Here is a 15,848-nt window from a genome sequence, read left to right as displayed (position 1 = left end):
ATGTAATGCACAGTACTGTTGTTAATAATATATCATTCAGTATTGTTTAATGCAAGGTACTGTATAAAATATTTTTGGGAACCTTTTAAAAGCCGGTTCGTAAGAAAGGAGTAGCAGAAATGAGGGATGTATAATGTTCGGAAGAAAAAAGAAGCGAGAAGCAGACAATATAGTTTATTATGGCGTAGGGATTTTTTCAGATGGTCAGGTGGACGAACACCAATTTGAAACATGGACGGACGAATTGATGGATGTAGCTGAGAATGTCGGCACCTCCTCTTATATTGTGAACGAAGAGTTCGATCAAGATCATTTAAGGATCTTATATGAGAGATTCCCAAACGTTGATCCAAAACGTCCTGTCTTTGTCATCAATAAAATTGATTATGATGAAATACAGAAAGAATATAAAAAGCTGGAGCAGCAACATAAGTGGAAAAAGTTCTTTAAGTCGATTCCTTTGTCCGAATATATGGATGCTGAGGACAGGGCTGTATTTGCACCGAATGCTGTACAACTTTGCACAAATGATCTGTTGGAAGCGAGCCGTTTCTTAAAAGATCGTAGAACGGAGGGTGAAAAGGATGAATGAATACTTCGTTGGATGGGGAACGCTGTCACTCATTAATGCAGGAATCGCTCAAGGAAAAAACAGGAGCGGACTGAACTGGTTCCTTCTGTCCCTACTTTTAGGGCCATTTGCGACATTTTGCCTTGTTATTGCAGATAAAAGATAATTCTTTCAAAATCCTTACTATATGATAAACTACTTCTAGAGTCGAAATAAATAAGTTGGGGGTTTTTGAGAATGGCTGTGACAATTTTATTAGAGAATGACAAAAGGGTAGTAGAGAATGAGGCACGTAAGCAATATGTCTCCAGACAAAAAGGTGCGCATTGTTCGTTATTGCTTGATGATGAGCAAGTTGTTGTCCTGAAGGAAGTGAAAGAAAAGGACTTGACGCTTGAAAAAGTCCGTTCCATTGCAGGCGACATTGCTCGCGATTTGGCAGCGCAAAAAGTGGAGAAGGCATTAGTAGGGGACGATACAATTGCTGCGGCTTTCGCAAAACTAGATAAAGAAAAAGCAGTCACTGCGTTTGTCGAAGGTTGGGAACTCGGTTCCTACCGATTCAATTCGTATAAATCCAAAGCGGATGACAGCAAAGCTGAACTGGAAGTGGAAGGCTCTGCAGAGGCGGTTCAAGCTGGACAGATCCGTGCAACGGCTATGGCTTTCTCCCGTGATTTGATGAATGAAGTGTCCAATGTGCTGAACCCGGAAACGTACCCAGAGGTGCTGAAGGAGAAATTTGCCGGCACATCAGCAGAAGTGACTGTCTATGGCAAGGAGCAGCTGGAGCAAATGGAGATGAACGGCGTGTTGACAGTTTGCCGCGGATCCAAGTACAGCCCTTCCTTTGTGGAGATTGCTTATCAAGGAGACGCATCCAAGCCATTGGTTGCATTAGTCGGGAAAGGCGTTACGTTCGATACAGGCGGCATCAGCTTGAAAAGCGGCAAGGATTTAAGCGATATGCGGATGGATATGGGAGGTTCGGCGGCAGTAGCAGGTGCGATGCAGCTACTTGTCCAATCCAATGCAAAAGTGAATGTCATTGCATTGATTCCGATCGTCGAAAACGCACCGGATAATACGGCAGTGTATCCTGGGGAAGTAATTCATTATAAAAACGGGACAACAGTCCAGGTTGGTAATACGGATGCGGAAGGCCGCCTCATTTTGGCGGATGCCTTACTTCGTGCAGGCGAATTGGAAGCTGAATATATCGTCGACATTGCGACGTTAACAGGCGCCATTGTCAATGCGCTTGGCACAGGACTGGGCGGAGTCTTCGGAGACGAGGAATTGTCTCATGTCATGAAAAAAGTCGGAGACGAAAATGGCGACTTTGTATGGCCGATGCCGCTTGTGGATGCCTATGATAAAACATTGGCGAGCGACTATGCGGATATGAACAATATTAGTACATTGAATTTTGCAGGATCAATTACAGCCGGTTTATTCTTGCGCCGGTTTGTACCTGAAAACAGCAAGTGGCTCCACGTTGATATGGCGGGCATGATGGATCATTCATCTGCATCAGGCTACTATGCAAAATCCGCAACAGGCTATGGAGCAAGATTGCTGGCGGACTATACAGTGAAAATTTCGGAGTAAGCGAGACGTATGTCCGAAAAAAAAGGTGGAGAAACCAATTCGGTTTTTTCACCTTTTTTATGTTACGTTGATACAGATTTGTAATTTATTCGCAAACGACTACTTGCCTTTCAAACGTGCCTTTTTTGGCAATGCATCTGTCCACAATTGTAAACCCCGCATTTTGAATCATCTGATCCATCGGTTCAATCGTGACAACGACCAGCTTATCCGTAATCCTGCGGGCTTCCGTAAGAATCGATTGCTGTCCCTCAGAAGTAATATGTGTAAACAGATTGTACGGCATATCAATGATCGCCACGTCATATGTATCGCTTACTTCGGCAATCGGCCCTTTTACCACTTCACCCGATAATCCAAAGTATGCTAAGTTTTTTCTGGAACCTTTACAAACAAGGGGGTTAATATCCCGGCCGACAATATCAATTCCCATCGAACGGGCCTCCACAAGTACTGTGCCGATTCCGCAGCAAGGATCGATGGCACGGATTCCAGCTGGATGCGGCACTGCAATATTTGCCACTGCCCGGGCAAGCCGGGTGCTCAATGCTGTTGAATACATATGGGGCTTCTGCTCATGCGATTTCCAAATAGGCAAGCTTCTTTCCAATAAGCCAAAGTACCATTTCCCGTTCATTTGAATAAAACCATACTCAATGGACGGCTCCAGCAAATCCGCTTCTCCTTGAATGGATTCACCTACTTCGCGTTCCAGCTTGCGCCTGTCCGGATGAGGAATTTTCTTCGTTTCTTCCATATCCATCGTATTCAGACAGGTTGTTTTGAAAGTGGTAGGTGGGATGAAGTCTCCAGCTTGAGAAAGGAACCCTTCCCAGCTCTCGCAACTCCATAACACTTCCAACCGCTCTTTCATGAAGGGGCTGCGGCTTGGATCGATCTTCACTTCACTCTTCAATACATTCGACTCGCTATGTGTTCCGAAAAAAGACCGCATTTCCAGCCTGCATAGATCGTGTTCATCTATGTGGCGGATGTAGGTGTAAATGAACTCCTGATTAGCAGGCTTCAATTTCCGGCCTCTATTGTTTCAAGAAGTCCAAAAAGAAAATTGTAAATAAGAGATACGACTTCTCTTATCGCCAGCTTCTCATCGAATCCATCCAGCCCATTCAGGGAGATGTTCACGCTAAACGTGCCGTCCGTGTCAAATAGGACACTGGAAGGACCTTCCGATAATTTACTTTCAATATAGGTCTGAATTTTTTCCTGCCATTTTTTCTGAAGCTGCAGGCCAAAAAGGGCAGTGTAGACTTTGAAAACATCGTCCACCTCTAATGCCATCCCGTCCACCTTCACCGTTTTAAAATCATCTGAGTCAATATAAAGAAATTCCTCGATCGGATTGTGTAATATGGAAATCGGTTTATCTAAAAAATTCTCCGATTCTGCTTGAATCATCTCTTCCGTTTCTTTCAAACAGCGTTCCACTGTTTGGAAGCTCCACTCTCTCTCAGCAATATGCTGACTGGAAATCAAACCATGCCGCTCTGCATAATCTTTCTCGATTGGAAAGAGGGAGACGGGGCCATCTGTTGATGCTAATCGTTCCTCTAGTCGTTCTTTTAACATAAAAGCAACTCCTTTTCATTCACCAGTATAGCGCATACGCTGAAAGTTGGTCTAATTTTCATCAGGGTACCATGGATTCAAATGGACAAGCACTTCATCGACATCATCATGTTCTTTCAGTATCAAGTTCCGTATCGCACTTGAAATGTCATGCCCTTCCTGGATCGTCAGTTCCCCGCTGACTCCTACTCTGACATCGACAAGGATATAGTGGCCGTGTTCCCGTGCCCGCAGCCGATCGATCCGTTTCACTTCAGGAAATGAACGGATGAGTTTCGCGAATTCTTCCAGACGCTCATGGCTCACATTTTTCTCCATTAAAATGTCGATTGATTCCTTGCCGATTTCGTAGGCGAGGCGCAAGACGAGGACAGATACGACGACACCCGCAAACGGATCACCGTATGACAGGAAACCGATCTGATACATATCCCCGATCAATGCCAGCCCGATCCCGACAACAGCTGCCAGAGACGCATAGACATCCGCCAAATGATCGTAGGCGGTAGCAATCAGCCCCTTGCTGTTTGTCTTTTTGCCGACACGCATCGTGTAGATATAGAGAACTTGCTTCCAGACGAGTGAAACGATTGCTGTAATTAATGCAATGACACTCGCCTTCGCCGGCTCTTCAAAGAATGTCATAATGGATTCGTAGGCAATATACAATGCGGCAATCCCGAGAATGATGGCAACGATCCCAGAACCAATAACTTCAGCTTTCCCGTGACCGTAAGGATGGTCCTCATCGGCTGGTCTTTTTGAGATACGCATGGATGTCAGAGCGGCGGCGGAGGCTGCCACATCTCCGGCATTATGAAAGCCGTCCGCTAAAAGGACGGGACTGTTAAACAGGATGCCGACAATGATTTTTAAAATGGTGAGGACAATATTGCTCATGAGGCTGATCCAAATAGCAACGAGAGAAGCGACAGAATGTCCATGATTGTGTTCAGTATTCAACAATGTTAGCCCTCCAATTTGAATTTTCCCATAGGAAACAAAAACCCTTGACATAGAGTTGTCAAGGGTTTAGCGATTTAAACAGTCATTGTATTGTAAGATGGATGTATTCAAGATAATCCCTCATTTATTAGTCGGTCCTTTCAGCATACCATTCCTAGAGAAAGCGAGCAACTTTTTGATTTAACTGGAGAATGGGCAGGAGGAAGCCATTTCATTATTTTTTGTAGTATCATGGTATGGAATAACATGCCACGTCTCCTTGCGTTATCTGAGAAAAATCTTTATACTACTTCATATGAATAAATATACAAAAGAGAGGTTGAATATACATGAAACTTTGGGGCGGACGTTTTACTAGCCGGGCGGATGAAATTATGGAGCAGTTTAATACATCGCTGCCGGTTGACTATAGATTATACAGAGAGGATATTGCGGGGAGCTTGGCGCATGTGACCATGCTAGTGCATTGCGATCTGCTCACACCAGAAGAAGGTGACCTGCTCGTGCAAGGTCTCGAGTCCATTCTGCATGACATCGAATCGGGCGTGCTGCCAATTGAAGGGGACTATGAAGACATTCATTCCTTTATTGAAGTTCATTTAACGGAACGTGTCGGCGAAACAGGGAAAAAGCTGCATACGGCCCGCAGCCGGAATGACCAAGTGGCGGTCGACATGAGGCTATATGCGAAGAACAAAGCAGTGGAAGTGATGGATGGTTTGCAGGCACTCATTGACTCCTTACATGCGAAGGCAAAAACGAATAATGTGATTATGCCGGGATATACCCACTTGCAACGTGCACAGGTTGTAACGTTCGGACATCATTTAGGTGCTTATGAGCAAATGTTCAAGCGGGATAAAAAAAGGATTGCCAATGCGATGGAATTGCTAGATGAAAATCCATTGGGCTGCGGCGCGCTTGCCGGGACGACACATGAAATCGACCGCAATGTCACGACCATGCTGCTGAATTTCTCCAAACCCGTCGATAATTTTCTCGATGGCGTCAGCGACCGCGATTATATGCTGGAGCTCATGTCCGACTTCTCTATCATCATGATGCACCTGAGCCGTCTGAGCGAGGAATTGATCCTTTGGAGCAGCCAGGAATTCAAGTTCATCACGATGGCAGACGCCTATTCAACCGGCAGCAGCATTATGCCGCAGAAGAAAAATCCAGATGCGGCTGAATTGATTCGTGGAAAAACGGGCCGGGTTTACGGTTCGCTATTCGCTTTGCTAACAACTTTGAAAGGTCTGCCGTTGACATATAACAAGGACATGCAAGAGGATAAAGAGCAGTTTTTCGATGCGCTCGATACGGTACTGGATTGCATGGAAATCATGTCGAAAATGATTGATACGCTGACGGTCAATGCAGACCGGATGAAAGCAGCGATCAAAGGCGGATTTTTGAATGCGACGGAAGTGGCTGATTACCTCGTCAGCAAAGGCACACCTTTCCGGGATGCCCACGAGATCGTAGGTAAGATCATCCTTTATTGCGAAACAGAAAGCAAGGCGATCGAGGATCTGACAGTAGAAGAACTTTCGTCATTCAGTGATTCGATCAGTGACGATATTTACGAGTACATCGACTATGAAAATATTTTATCCAAAGGGAATAAAGGTTTGATGAAAGAAGTAGGGGATCAATAAGCAAATAAAAACGGCGGGGGCTGCCCTCGCCGTTATTTTTTATAGATGGTGTAGTCGATCGTCAAGAAAGGGGTTGAGAATAGTTTCATGTGATGTTCTGCTTGCAAGGTTCCAGTTTCCTCTGCAGTCACCTTAAAACGTTCTTCCAGCGGCAGCCTGAACCGATACCCTTTCTTGCCTATCAAATAAATGCCTGCATCTGAAGTGGGGGAGATGCGTTCGCTTGTCAAAATCAATCCCTCGTCTGTACCAATCAGTTCCAAAACACCTGTCATATTCGTAAAAGGTAGCGGCAGCGCAATATTCATATACGGCTTGCCATTTGAAGAATGATGGAAGGAATACAGAGCGATGAAGGCATACTGTTCCTCCACTTTCCGAATCCACGCCCTGACGTTTTCTCTGTCATCCAGCCGGTCATGCAACTGGATCACATCTCCCGTCATCTCCACTTGCCGGCCGTGCGTCGGCAAATTAATCTGCTCTGTTCTTCGGCTAATCCATGAATACATCCAAGCGAACGGTTTAAACCAGGTGTGCCAACGGACTGTCGCGAACAAACGATACTCCCTCGTGTTTTCATAGAAATCAGCGATTTGAGGAGCGCCCCCCTGTAATTGATACAGCTTCATATCGTCCACTAGACCTTTTCCGCTTCCGGACGTTCCTAATTGCTCCACAACTTGCTTACCGCGTATGTTACTGATGGGAAAAGAGGGCGGTTGATAAACAGGCTCAGGAGGATTGATAACCCAGCCGGCGACGCCGAATAAAGCAAAAATGACGCAATTTAGGATGCCGTGGAATCGCAGCATGTCATCGATTGTCATAGCGGTCAATCCAAATCCATTTCCTAATACATAGAGCAAGGAAAACAAAATGGTCACGAGCAAGGACGCGAACGACACTCGTATGAGCCATTTCTGGGCCGGAGGAATCCGTTTAATTCTCCAAACAATGATAGTCATCCCGATTAAACCTATGATATAGACCAAAACGGAAAGCAGTTCAATCCATCTTGAAAACGTGATCCCAATGGCTACGAGCATCGGGGCAACTAACAGCAGTCCAGCGTAAAGCGTGAAACGGGACGGTTTGGAAATACGACCGGCTAGTCCGATAAAGACGGGAAGCAGAAAAGCCGAATAATGAAAATGGATTGCTGTCAGCCAGGTGAGGAGAGGTGAAAAACCGGTGTCGATATTGCCAATATAAGCAAAGAACCAAGCTCCTCCCATGGCGAGGTAAATTAATCCGAGATCAATTGAAAATTCTTCCACGTTCGTAAATCCTCTTCGGCAAAAACGAGTGACCCCGTAGGATGCAACGGCGAGTGTAAAAAGCAAATAAATCCCTGCCGGCACAATGGCCCACGATACATCGGCAATTTGCAGAATCGCTACTGAAACATAAGCCGGTATGGCGAAGTATGGATAAATACGAGCAAACCCATCATCCTTCATGACCAGCTTGAGCATGATAGGTACATAGACTATCTGAGCCGCAGTTAAAAGCAGAAACGGCCACGGATTGGTACTTGCGAGCGCAATGAATAAAAATAGCAGTAGATGAGATAACGCAAATTTACGCATCTTGCACAAACTCCCCTTTGTAAGAAAAGAGATGGCCAAGTAACGGATTGCGGACACGGACATGGATGGTATAGACGTCACGCAAGTCATCGTACCCTTCATGGACCGTAGCGAGCCCTTGTAAAGCATAAGGCAGTGGCACTTCCAGCTTTCCGATTACAAGTCGCTGTTCCTTGGACTGAATCAGCAGTTCCTTATTATCTGTAACTGTGAAAAGTAAATCGGAATAGACAAGGGCGGGCTCCCCTAAGTAATCCTTAATGATGGAACGATCTTGATCCAAACTCATCAAGGCATTGAAATAGCGCTTTTTCTTTGGGAAGTGAAAAATCCGCTCCCAGTGGATCTGCTGCTCGCCATCTCTTCCGAATTGAAAACGGTTGGTCACCGTAAAGGGAACGGCCCTTCCGTGTTCTGGGAATAACAGCTTCCAACGTACGCCCAGCCGAAATAACGGAAAAAGCCATGCAGGACCACCATTTATTTCATGCATCATTCCCGTTCCGCGAAAAGGGGAGCCATCCTCGATCCGATACCGTTTTTGCAGCTTAGGGTGCAATTGATCGAAGCGATCCCCGAGTATTTCTTGATAGATCGACATACTTTCACCGCTTTCTCTTACATGTTGTAGCAGTAGGCAAACGATCGCTGTTGACATAGCCAATCCATGATAAGACAAATAATGCTAGATTGAATGTAACGGGATTGAATGGATCAATCGCAATTCCTGGACTGGAAAGGATTGCGCCAATCGTCAGAAGAGGAAAAACGATTAGCTGCAAAGCAAATAGGTGTCTTTTTCTTCGAAAAACGAGCCAGAAAAGACCGAATAATACTTCCATAATTCCAACCGCCACAACCGCTTTAGCCGATTGGGCATCTGTCAAATGCAACGCGGAACTAATCATGGAACGCTCTTCAGGGTGCATTCCGATTAGCTTAGGCATGAGCCCTTGATACATCCAAATAAATGCGAAAAAAATAGACAGGCCATATGCAGTGAAAAAACGTAAATACTGGGAAGCCGGCGATTCGCCTTTCTCCAGCCATCTTTTCAAAACGTCAAAACTGAGGGCGGTCGCCCAGCCCATCATCGGCCGGAAGATATATGTATCTAGAACTTTTCCCATTTTGCCGAAGGTAGCATCATAGTTATATTGCGTCAAAAATGTCGTGCCATCGTTTTCAGGTACATACTTCCAATATCCTTTTCCTTCCTTAATGGGAGAATACCATTGATCCGTCCCGAAATGAAGGGCAGAAGAACGGCTGCCGTCCGGTTGATTCGAAACACCTGAGCTCTTCCCCCAGCCTTGCACGGAATAGAAGGGCAAGACCTTTCTTTCATAGGTAAACAACTGGGGCTCCCCATCCTTCTTAGGCAAATAAGTGATGGAAGAAAAGCGCAGATCCCATTGGGAATGAAGAAACGGATCCTGGGACGCTTCCCAAACTTCATCCACGTCAGCATCTATATGAATTTCCACGTAAATCGGTTTACTTTTCATTACAGTCACCTCATTAATTAAGACGAAAAAAGCTCTACGAAGTTACTAGTTTTCTATTCTTTGATAGACTCCTCCACGAGAACCAGTAAAATAATAGATAAGCAGTAGGGGGAGGGATAGGATGACCATTCATTTTAGGGAGATAACACCAGACAATTGGCGTTTACTTAATTCATTAAAAGTGAAGAAAGAGCAGAGCAAGTATGTCGCTCCGAACGTCACTATCATGGCAAGGGCATACGTATACAGGAGCCAAAATAGCCATGTCCATGCAATCTATCATGCGGAATTACCCATAGGCGTGCTGATGCAGCGGGACTACGAAGAAAACGGAAAGATCTATTGTGTGCTGGATCAGTTTATGATTGGAGAACAATATCAAGGCCGGGGCTATGGCAGAGCCGCCTTGCAGGAGTGGATGTCGTTAATTGGAACGGAAGGGAGACATGAAGCGATCACCCTTTGTTATCACGAAGACGATGAAGTGGCATGTAAGCTATATGAAAGTGCAGGCTTCCAGCATACGGGGGAAGTGGACGAGGATGAAATCAGCATGGTGTATCCATTGATTTGCTGTTTAGAGAACAGTGATGTACATAAGAAATAGTTATTAAGACGTTAGAGGAATCGGTTAGGGAGTTAGCATGCATCAGGCTGAAAGAAGCTTAACAGAAGCGCCCTTTATTGGCGTTCATCCGGAGTTAATGGCGTTCAAATCGATTTAATGGCGTTCATCTGGAGTTATTGGCGTTCAAATCGATTTAATGGCGTTCACCCGGAGTTAATGGCGTTCAAATCGATTTATTGGCGTTCACCCGGAGTTAATGGCGTTCAAATCGATTTATTGGCGTTCATCCGGAGTTATTGGCGTTCAAAACGATTTATTGGCGTTCATCCGGAGTTAATGGCGTTCAAATCGATTTATTGCGTTCAGCTGAAGTTAATTCGAAGCAGCCGCCCGCACCAAATCAAATCAATAAAAAATCGGCAGGGACATACCATCCCTGCCGACTTTTTTATCCCATTATGTGATATCCTGCATCCACGTAAATGACTTCGCCTGTCACGCCAGATGATAGATCGCTTAGCATGGCGATGGACATTTTGGCGACTTCTTCGTTTGTGATATTGCGCTTGAGCGGTGCGCGTTCTTCGATTTGACCAAGAATGGTGTTGAAGGACGGAACGCCTTTCGCGGATAGGGTACGCACAGCCCCAGCTGAAATGGCGTTGATCCGGATGGCGTCCTTGCCCAGGTCGCTAGCCAAATAACGGACCGATGCTTCGAGTGCCGCCTTTGCAACGCCCATTACATTGTATCCTTCCAAGACGCGTTCGGCGCCTAAATAACTCATCGTAATGATGGAACCGCCTTCTGTCATGAAACGGCGAGCCTCCCGTGCGGTTGCAACAAGTGAATATGAGCTGGAATCTTGAGCGAATGCGTAACCGCTTCTGGATGTATTAATATAATCTGCATGCAAGTCTTCGGCATGTGCAAACGCAATGGAATGAACAACCCCGTGGATCGTGCCCAATGTTTCGCCAATTAACGTGAAGGCATGTTCAATGCTTTCATCTTCGTTAACATCACATTGGACGATCATTTTTGGTTCTAAGCCAGCTTTCTCTAATGCTTTTTCCAGCTTTGCTAATGACCGTTCTTTCCGGTACGTGAAAATCACATTCGCACCAACGTCGAAAAGTGATTTTGCTACGCCCCATGCGATGCTCCGTTCATTTGCCACACCCATGACGACAATATTTTTCCCTTTCAGCTTCAGCAAATCCTCCATAATGACCTCCTGATTTGGCGACAAACTATCACCTTCTATTAGTACCAAGTAATAAAAAGATTATATCATAATCCGCTTGAATGCAAAACAAGATGTTACCCCAGGTAAAATGAAATAGTTTGTAAAATTAATAAAAATACAGTTGACTTTATATTTATGCATAAGTATACTAATCATAATCACAAAAGGGGTGAGGGTGTTGAAGGTTGGAATCATTGGTGCTACGGGTTACGGAGGGGTCGAATTGCTTCGTCTGCTCCATGGGCATCCGGGAGTGGAACAAATCAGTTTATTCACTTCTTCTGAAGAGGGCGTGAATTACTCTGCCAAGTATGCACATTTGAAAGGTCTATACGATGTGCCGCTGCACTCGATTGACTTGGATGTGTTAGCCGAGCTGGATATTGTTTTCGCCAGTACGCCGGCAGGGGTGACGAGTACCCTCTTTCCATCTTTGCTTGGGAAGAAGCCGAAGTTAATTGACCTATCGGGAGATTTTCGGTTGAAAAATCCGGATGATTATAGTCACTGGTATAAGAAGCAGCCCGCCACGGAAGAAATGCTTGAAGCCAGTGTGTACGGACTATCGGAATGGAACCGTTCCGCCATTTCTGAATCGCAGCTAATCGCCAATCCGGGTTGTTATCCAACTGCAGTTTTGCTCTCTTTGCTGCCATTGATAAAATCAGGGCTGATCGACGGGGATTATCTCGTCATCGATGCCAAAAGCGGTGTATCGGGAGCCGGCAATTCGCTAAGCCGCATCACACACTTTGCCGAGACGAATGAAAACCTCTCAATATACAAATTGCATGAACACCAGCATATCCCGGAAATTGAGCAGGCGATTTGCCAATTTGCCAAGGCTTCTTCACCCATCACGTTCACGACCCATCTTGTTCCAATGACCCGCGGCATTATGGCGACAAGCTATGCGCCAGTCACGGCAGATATGCAAGAGACGGATTTGTTTGACTGTCTTGAAACTGCATATGAAAGCAGCCCCTTTGTACGGATCATTCGGGATGCAGCCGTCATAGGGACGAATCAAGTGTATGGCTCCAATTACTGCGATATCCACGTAAAAGTAGATAAAAGGACGAATAGGGCAACGATCGTTTCTGTTATTGATAACTTGGTGAAAGGCGCCGCAGGGCAGGCGATCCAAAATATGAATATCCAATGCGGTTTTAAGGAAACGGCCGGATTGACCGGCATTCCTTTATTTATTTAATAAAACATTCGGAGGGGATTGTATGACAGTAGCTGTACAACAAATCAAGCGGATTTCAAAACGGAATATCGTCTCACCCAAAGGGTTTCAAGCGGTCGGTGTGCATTGCGGTCTGAAGCATAAGAAAAATGATTTGGCTTTACTTGTCAGTGAAATCCCCGCCAGTGTTGCAGGCGTCTTTACGACGAACCAGATCCAGGCGGCTCCCTTACAGGTGACGAAACAAGTCGTCTATGAAACTGGCAAAATGCAGGCGGTCATTATCAATTCAGGCAATGCCAATGCCTGCACAGGAAAACAAGGGTTGGCAGACGCATACACTATGCAGCAGAAAACGGCAGAAAAGCTAGGGATTGATCCACAGCTCGTCGGAGTCGCTTCTACCGGAGTGATAGGAGAAAAGCTGAAAATGGAGACGTTGCTTGCGGGAATCGACATGCTCCAGCCCACTGCCAGTTTAGAAGGCTCCATTCAATTTTCCCAAGCAATCTTAACGACAGATACAGTAACAAAAAACATTGCCTATCAAACTGAAATTGATGGGAAGGAAGTCATCGTGGCAGGAACAGCGAAAGGTTCAGGAATGATTGAACCGAATATGGCGACGATGCTTGGATTCATTACAACGGATGCCAACATTGAATCAAAACATCTTCAGCAGGCGCTGGCATCTGTCACCGACCGGACGTTCAATTCCATCACTGTTGACGGAGATACGTCGACAAATGATATGGTGCTCGCGCTTGCGAATGGGCTCGCTGAGAATGAAACGCTGACACCGCTTCATCCGGATTGGCCGGCTTTCATGCAGGCATTGCACGCGGTTGCGCAAGACTTGGCCAAAATGATCGCCAAGGATGGGGAAGGCGCAACGAAGTTGATTGAAGTGGAAGTGACCGGAGCAATAAATGACGAAGAGGCACGGAAAATTGGAAAGACAGTGGTCGGTTCGCCTTTAGTAAAAACGGCAGTTTTCGGCTGTGATGCGAACTGGGGACGTGTTATTGCGGCCGTTGGCTATAGCGGGGCGGCAATCGATCCGGAAAAAATCGATATTCAAATCGGATCAACATATGTCGTCAAGGCAGGAGAGCCGGTCCTCTTTTCGGAACAGCAGCTGACCGATTATTTGAAACAGCCGGAAGTGAAGATTTCCGTTCATTTACATGCAGGATCCGGCTCCGGCACAGCATGGGGGTGTGATTTGACGTATGACTATGTCCAAATCAATGCAACCTACCGATCGTAAGCGCATCGTCATCAAATTAGGAGGCAGCATGCTCGGCGGTCTGAGCGGCCATTTCTTTACCAACTTCAAACGGCTGCAAGCGGAAGGGTATGACATCATCATTGTCCACGGGGGAGGCCCCGCCATTAACGCGGAGCTAGCAAGAAATGAAATACAGTCCACGATTATGGAAGGGATTCGCGTCACATGTGAAAGGTCGGCGGATATCGTCCGGAATGTGCTGATCGGAGCTGTCAATCCATTGCTCGTCCATCAACTGAACCGAGAGGGGATTGTGGCAATCGGGCTGAATGGATTTGACGGTAAAATATTTACTTGCGGCTTTTTGAATAAAGACAAATATGGATTCGTCGGCGACATCAAGTCTGTCAATAAACCATTGATTGACCAATTCATAAGTATCGGTGTCGTTCCTGTCTTTTCCTGCATCGGTTCTACTGAATGCGGCATGACGTTGAACATTAATGCGGATACGGTCGCAAGTAAAGTCGCGCTTGCAGTCGGCGCGGAAAGTCTGCTTCTGGTGACGGATACGCCAGGAATTAAAATTGAGGGCAATGTTCAACATCGTGTGGCAGTCGGGGATATTGTTAAGTGGATTGAGACAGAGGATATATATGGCGGAATGATTCCGAAAGTCAAAGCGGCGCTCGATTGTATCGAGGAAGGCATTCCAACCGTCCGCATAACGGATCAGCATCTCGTCGGAACTGTTATTGAAGCGGAGGAGGTTTTCAGTTGAGCCATTTGTTTCCTAACTATGCCAGACGCCCCATTCATCTTGTAGAAGGAAAAGGATCCGTCGTAACGGATTCTGATGGCAAATCCTATTTGGATTTTATTAGCGGCATTGCGGTCAATAGCCTCGGGCACAGCCATCCTGCGTTAATCAAAGCGTTAGGTGAGCAAAGCCAGCAATTATGGCACATCTCGAATTTATTTGAAAGCCCCGAGCAGGAAAGGCTTGCCGCTTCTATCTTGCAAGATACTCATTTGAGCCGGATGTTCTTTTGCAATAGTGGAGCGGAAGCGAATGAAGCAGCGATGAAGCTGGCAAGAAAATATACTGGCAAGCATACGATCATTACGTTTAAACACTCTTTTCACGGTAGGACATTTGGGGCGATGGCGGCGACGGGGCAGGAAAAGGTGAAGCAGGGATTCGGTCCGATGCTGCCTTCGTTCGTCACTGTGCCATTCAATGACCCCGAGAGCTTAACCGCCGCTGCGACGGAGGAAGTTGCTGCCATCATGCTGGAGGTGATCCAGGGCGAAGGAGGAGTGAATGAGATCACACCCGACTTTGCAAAAGTGATCACCGATATTTGTCACGCTAAAGGAATCCTGTTAATCGTCGATGAAGTCCAAACGGGAATTGGCAGAACGGGTACCCGTTTCGCTTATGAACAAACTTTGCTAAAACCGGATATCCTGACACTTGCAAAAGGGCTGGGTGGAGGATTCCCAATTGGCGCGATGGCAGGGACTGCTGAGCTTACAGACGCCTTCGGTCCCGGCACACACGGCACGACATTCGGAGGTAATCCATTAGCGGTCCGTGTCGCTCAAGCGGTTGTCGACCATATTTTCGATCCTGTATTTTTGGATGAAGTGAACACGAAATCGGTATATTTACAGAAACGGCTGCAGGAAGTGTTTCAGGAGAGTCCATTCCAACTTAAAGGCAGAGGCCTGTTAGTCGGAATTGAATGCGGAGTCGATGTTGTTCCTTTTATCGAGGAATTGCAGAAATCAGGATTGCTTGTCGTGCAAGCGGGGCAGACTGTGATCAGGCTGCTCCCGCCATTGACGGTCTCTATGCAGGAAATCGACAAAGCGATTGATATTCTCGGATCCGTACTGAAGGAGAAGGCAACTGTATCATAAACAACACTTGAATTAAGGCGTTCAGAGAATCGCTATTCATAAGAGGGGACATTTTTGTTCCATTAATTAACGGATTCCAAGTACTTTGGAATCCGTTTTTTTATGGTTCGATGTATGCTATCATTTTAAAGCAATCATTTGGGGGCAACGAGTTTGATCTTGTAACTGCTCTTTATGTCTTTT

Annotated in this window: 17 protein-coding genes; 10 read left to right on the top strand and 7 right to left on the bottom strand. The window is 46.0% G+C overall.

The features are described from left to right. The first annotated feature begins 133 nt into the window (after positions 1-133). From L7D49_RS06400 to L7D49_RS06390, 3 genes are all read left to right on the top strand, one after another. Positions 134-592 carry a hypothetical protein gene (locus tag L7D49_RS06400; RefSeq protein WP_238080014.1) on the top strand — a complete coding sequence of 153 codons (459 nt, stop codon included), beginning with the start codon at positions 134-136 and terminating at the stop codon, positions 590-592. Continuing rightward, positions 585-737 carry a hypothetical protein gene (locus tag L7D49_RS06395; RefSeq protein WP_238080013.1) on the top strand — a complete coding sequence of 51 codons (153 nt, stop codon included), beginning with the start codon at positions 585-587 and terminating at the stop codon, positions 735-737. The genes L7D49_RS06400 and L7D49_RS06395 overlap by 8 nt, the downstream gene beginning before the upstream one ends. A gap of 71 nt (positions 738-808) precedes the next feature. Further along, a complete protein-coding gene (locus tag L7D49_RS06390) occupies positions 809-2,182 on the top strand; it encodes a leucyl aminopeptidase family protein (protein ID WP_238080012.1) in 1,374 nt (457 codons plus the stop codon). 85 nt (positions 2,183-2,267) lie between these two features. Here the strand turns inward: L7D49_RS06390 and L7D49_RS06385 are convergent, their stop codons facing one another. The 3 genes from L7D49_RS06385 to L7D49_RS06375 are packed head-to-tail and all read right to left on the bottom strand — an operon-like array spanning position 2,268 to position 4,738. Then, positions 2,268-3,212 carry a TRM11 family SAM-dependent methyltransferase gene (locus L7D49_RS06385; RefSeq protein ID WP_238080011.1) on the bottom strand — a complete coding sequence of 315 codons (945 nt, stop codon included), beginning with the start codon at positions 3,210-3,212 and terminating at the stop codon, positions 2,268-2,270. After that, on the bottom strand, positions 3,209-3,772 hold the full coding sequence (locus L7D49_RS06380) for a branched-chain amino acid aminotransferase (protein ID WP_238080010.1): 564 nt from the start codon (positions 3,770-3,772) through the stop codon (positions 3,209-3,211). The genes L7D49_RS06385 and L7D49_RS06380 overlap by 4 nt, the downstream gene beginning before the upstream one ends. Positions 3,773-3,823: 51 nt before the next feature. Then, the gene (locus L7D49_RS06375) at positions 3,824-4,738 is read right to left on the bottom strand and encodes a cation diffusion facilitator family transporter (RefSeq protein WP_269135875.1); all 915 of its coding nucleotides are present in this window, start codon (positions 4,736-4,738) and stop codon (positions 3,824-3,826) included. Positions 4,739-5,067: 329 nt separating this feature from the next. Here L7D49_RS06375 and argH point away from each other — a divergent pair, with 329 nt between their 5' ends. Further along, entirely contained in the window at positions 5,068-6,399 is a 1,332-nt protein-coding gene (argH, locus tag L7D49_RS06370) for an argininosuccinate lyase (protein WP_238080009.1), read from the top strand. A 32-nt stretch (positions 6,400-6,431) separates the two neighbouring features. Here the strand turns inward: argH and L7D49_RS06365 are convergent, their stop codons facing one another. Genes L7D49_RS06365 through L7D49_RS06355 form a run of 3 tightly spaced genes read right to left on the bottom strand, consistent with a single transcriptional unit; the run spans position 6,432 to position 9,499 of the window. Continuing rightward, positions 6,432-7,991 carry a YndJ family protein gene (locus tag L7D49_RS06365; RefSeq protein WP_238080008.1) on the bottom strand — a complete coding sequence of 520 codons (1,560 nt, stop codon included), beginning with the start codon at positions 7,989-7,991 and terminating at the stop codon, positions 6,432-6,434. Then, positions 7,984-8,592, bottom strand: a complete 609-nt coding sequence (locus tag L7D49_RS06360) for a DUF4166 domain-containing protein (protein WP_238080007.1) — start codon at positions 8,590-8,592, stop codon at positions 7,984-7,986. The genes L7D49_RS06365 and L7D49_RS06360 overlap by 8 nt, the downstream gene beginning before the upstream one ends. Before the next feature lie 4 nt (positions 8,593-8,596). Further along, positions 8,597-9,499, bottom strand: a complete 903-nt coding sequence (locus L7D49_RS06355) for a DoxX-like family protein (RefSeq protein WP_238080006.1) — start codon at positions 9,497-9,499, stop codon at positions 8,597-8,599. Positions 9,500-9,620: 121 nt separating this feature from the next. Here L7D49_RS06355 and L7D49_RS06350 point away from each other — a divergent pair, with 121 nt between their 5' ends. Both L7D49_RS06350 and L7D49_RS06345 read left to right on the top strand, forming a co-directional pair. Continuing rightward, complete coding sequence (locus L7D49_RS06350) at positions 9,621-10,106, top strand: GNAT family N-acetyltransferase (protein ID WP_238080005.1); 486 nt, start codon at positions 9,621-9,623, stop codon at positions 10,104-10,106. 117 nt (positions 10,107-10,223) lie between these two features. Then, positions 10,224-10,553 (top strand): hypothetical protein, encoded by a 330-nt coding sequence (locus L7D49_RS06345; RefSeq protein ID WP_238080004.1) that lies wholly within the window; start codon positions 10,224-10,226, stop codon positions 10,551-10,553. On the opposite strand, the gene L7D49_RS06340 is transcribed toward L7D49_RS06345, so the two are convergent. Further along, the gene (locus L7D49_RS06340) at positions 10,516-11,295 is read right to left on the bottom strand and encodes an SDR family oxidoreductase (protein ID WP_272493167.1); all 780 of its coding nucleotides are present in this window, start codon (positions 11,293-11,295) and stop codon (positions 10,516-10,518) included. The genes L7D49_RS06345 and L7D49_RS06340 overlap by 38 nt on opposite strands. A gap of 199 nt (positions 11,296-11,494) precedes the next feature. Here L7D49_RS06340 and argC point away from each other — a divergent pair, with 199 nt between their 5' ends. The 4 genes from argC to L7D49_RS06320 are packed head-to-tail and all read left to right on the top strand — an operon-like array spanning position 11,495 to position 15,665. Continuing rightward, positions 11,495-12,529, top strand: coding sequence for an N-acetyl-gamma-glutamyl-phosphate reductase (gene argC / locus L7D49_RS06335; protein ID WP_238080003.1), 1,035 nt, complete (start codon positions 11,495-11,497; stop codon positions 12,527-12,529). 22 nt (positions 12,530-12,551) lie between these two features. Then, a complete protein-coding gene (gene argJ, locus L7D49_RS06330; RefSeq protein WP_238080002.1) occupies positions 12,552-13,778 on the top strand; it encodes a bifunctional glutamate N-acetyltransferase/amino-acid acetyltransferase ArgJ in 1,227 nt (408 codons plus the stop codon). Next, entirely contained in the window at positions 13,741-14,520 is a 780-nt protein-coding gene (gene argB / locus L7D49_RS06325) for an acetylglutamate kinase (RefSeq protein WP_238080001.1), read from the top strand. Before argJ ends, argB begins: the two co-directional genes overlap by 38 nt. Then, on the top strand, positions 14,517-15,665 hold the full coding sequence (locus L7D49_RS06320; RefSeq protein WP_238080000.1) for an acetylornithine transaminase: 1,149 nt from the start codon (positions 14,517-14,519) through the stop codon (positions 15,663-15,665). Before argB ends, L7D49_RS06320 begins: the two co-directional genes overlap by 4 nt. The last annotated feature ends 183 nt before the right edge of the window (positions 15,666-15,848 follow it).

Origin of the sequence: Sporosarcina cyprini, from assembly GCF_022048975.1 — a bacterium.
GTDB classification, from domain to species: Bacteria; Bacillota; Bacilli; order Bacillales_A; family Planococcaceae; genus Sporosarcina; species Sporosarcina cyprini.
This window is presented reverse-complemented; position numbering and strand designations above follow the sequence as displayed.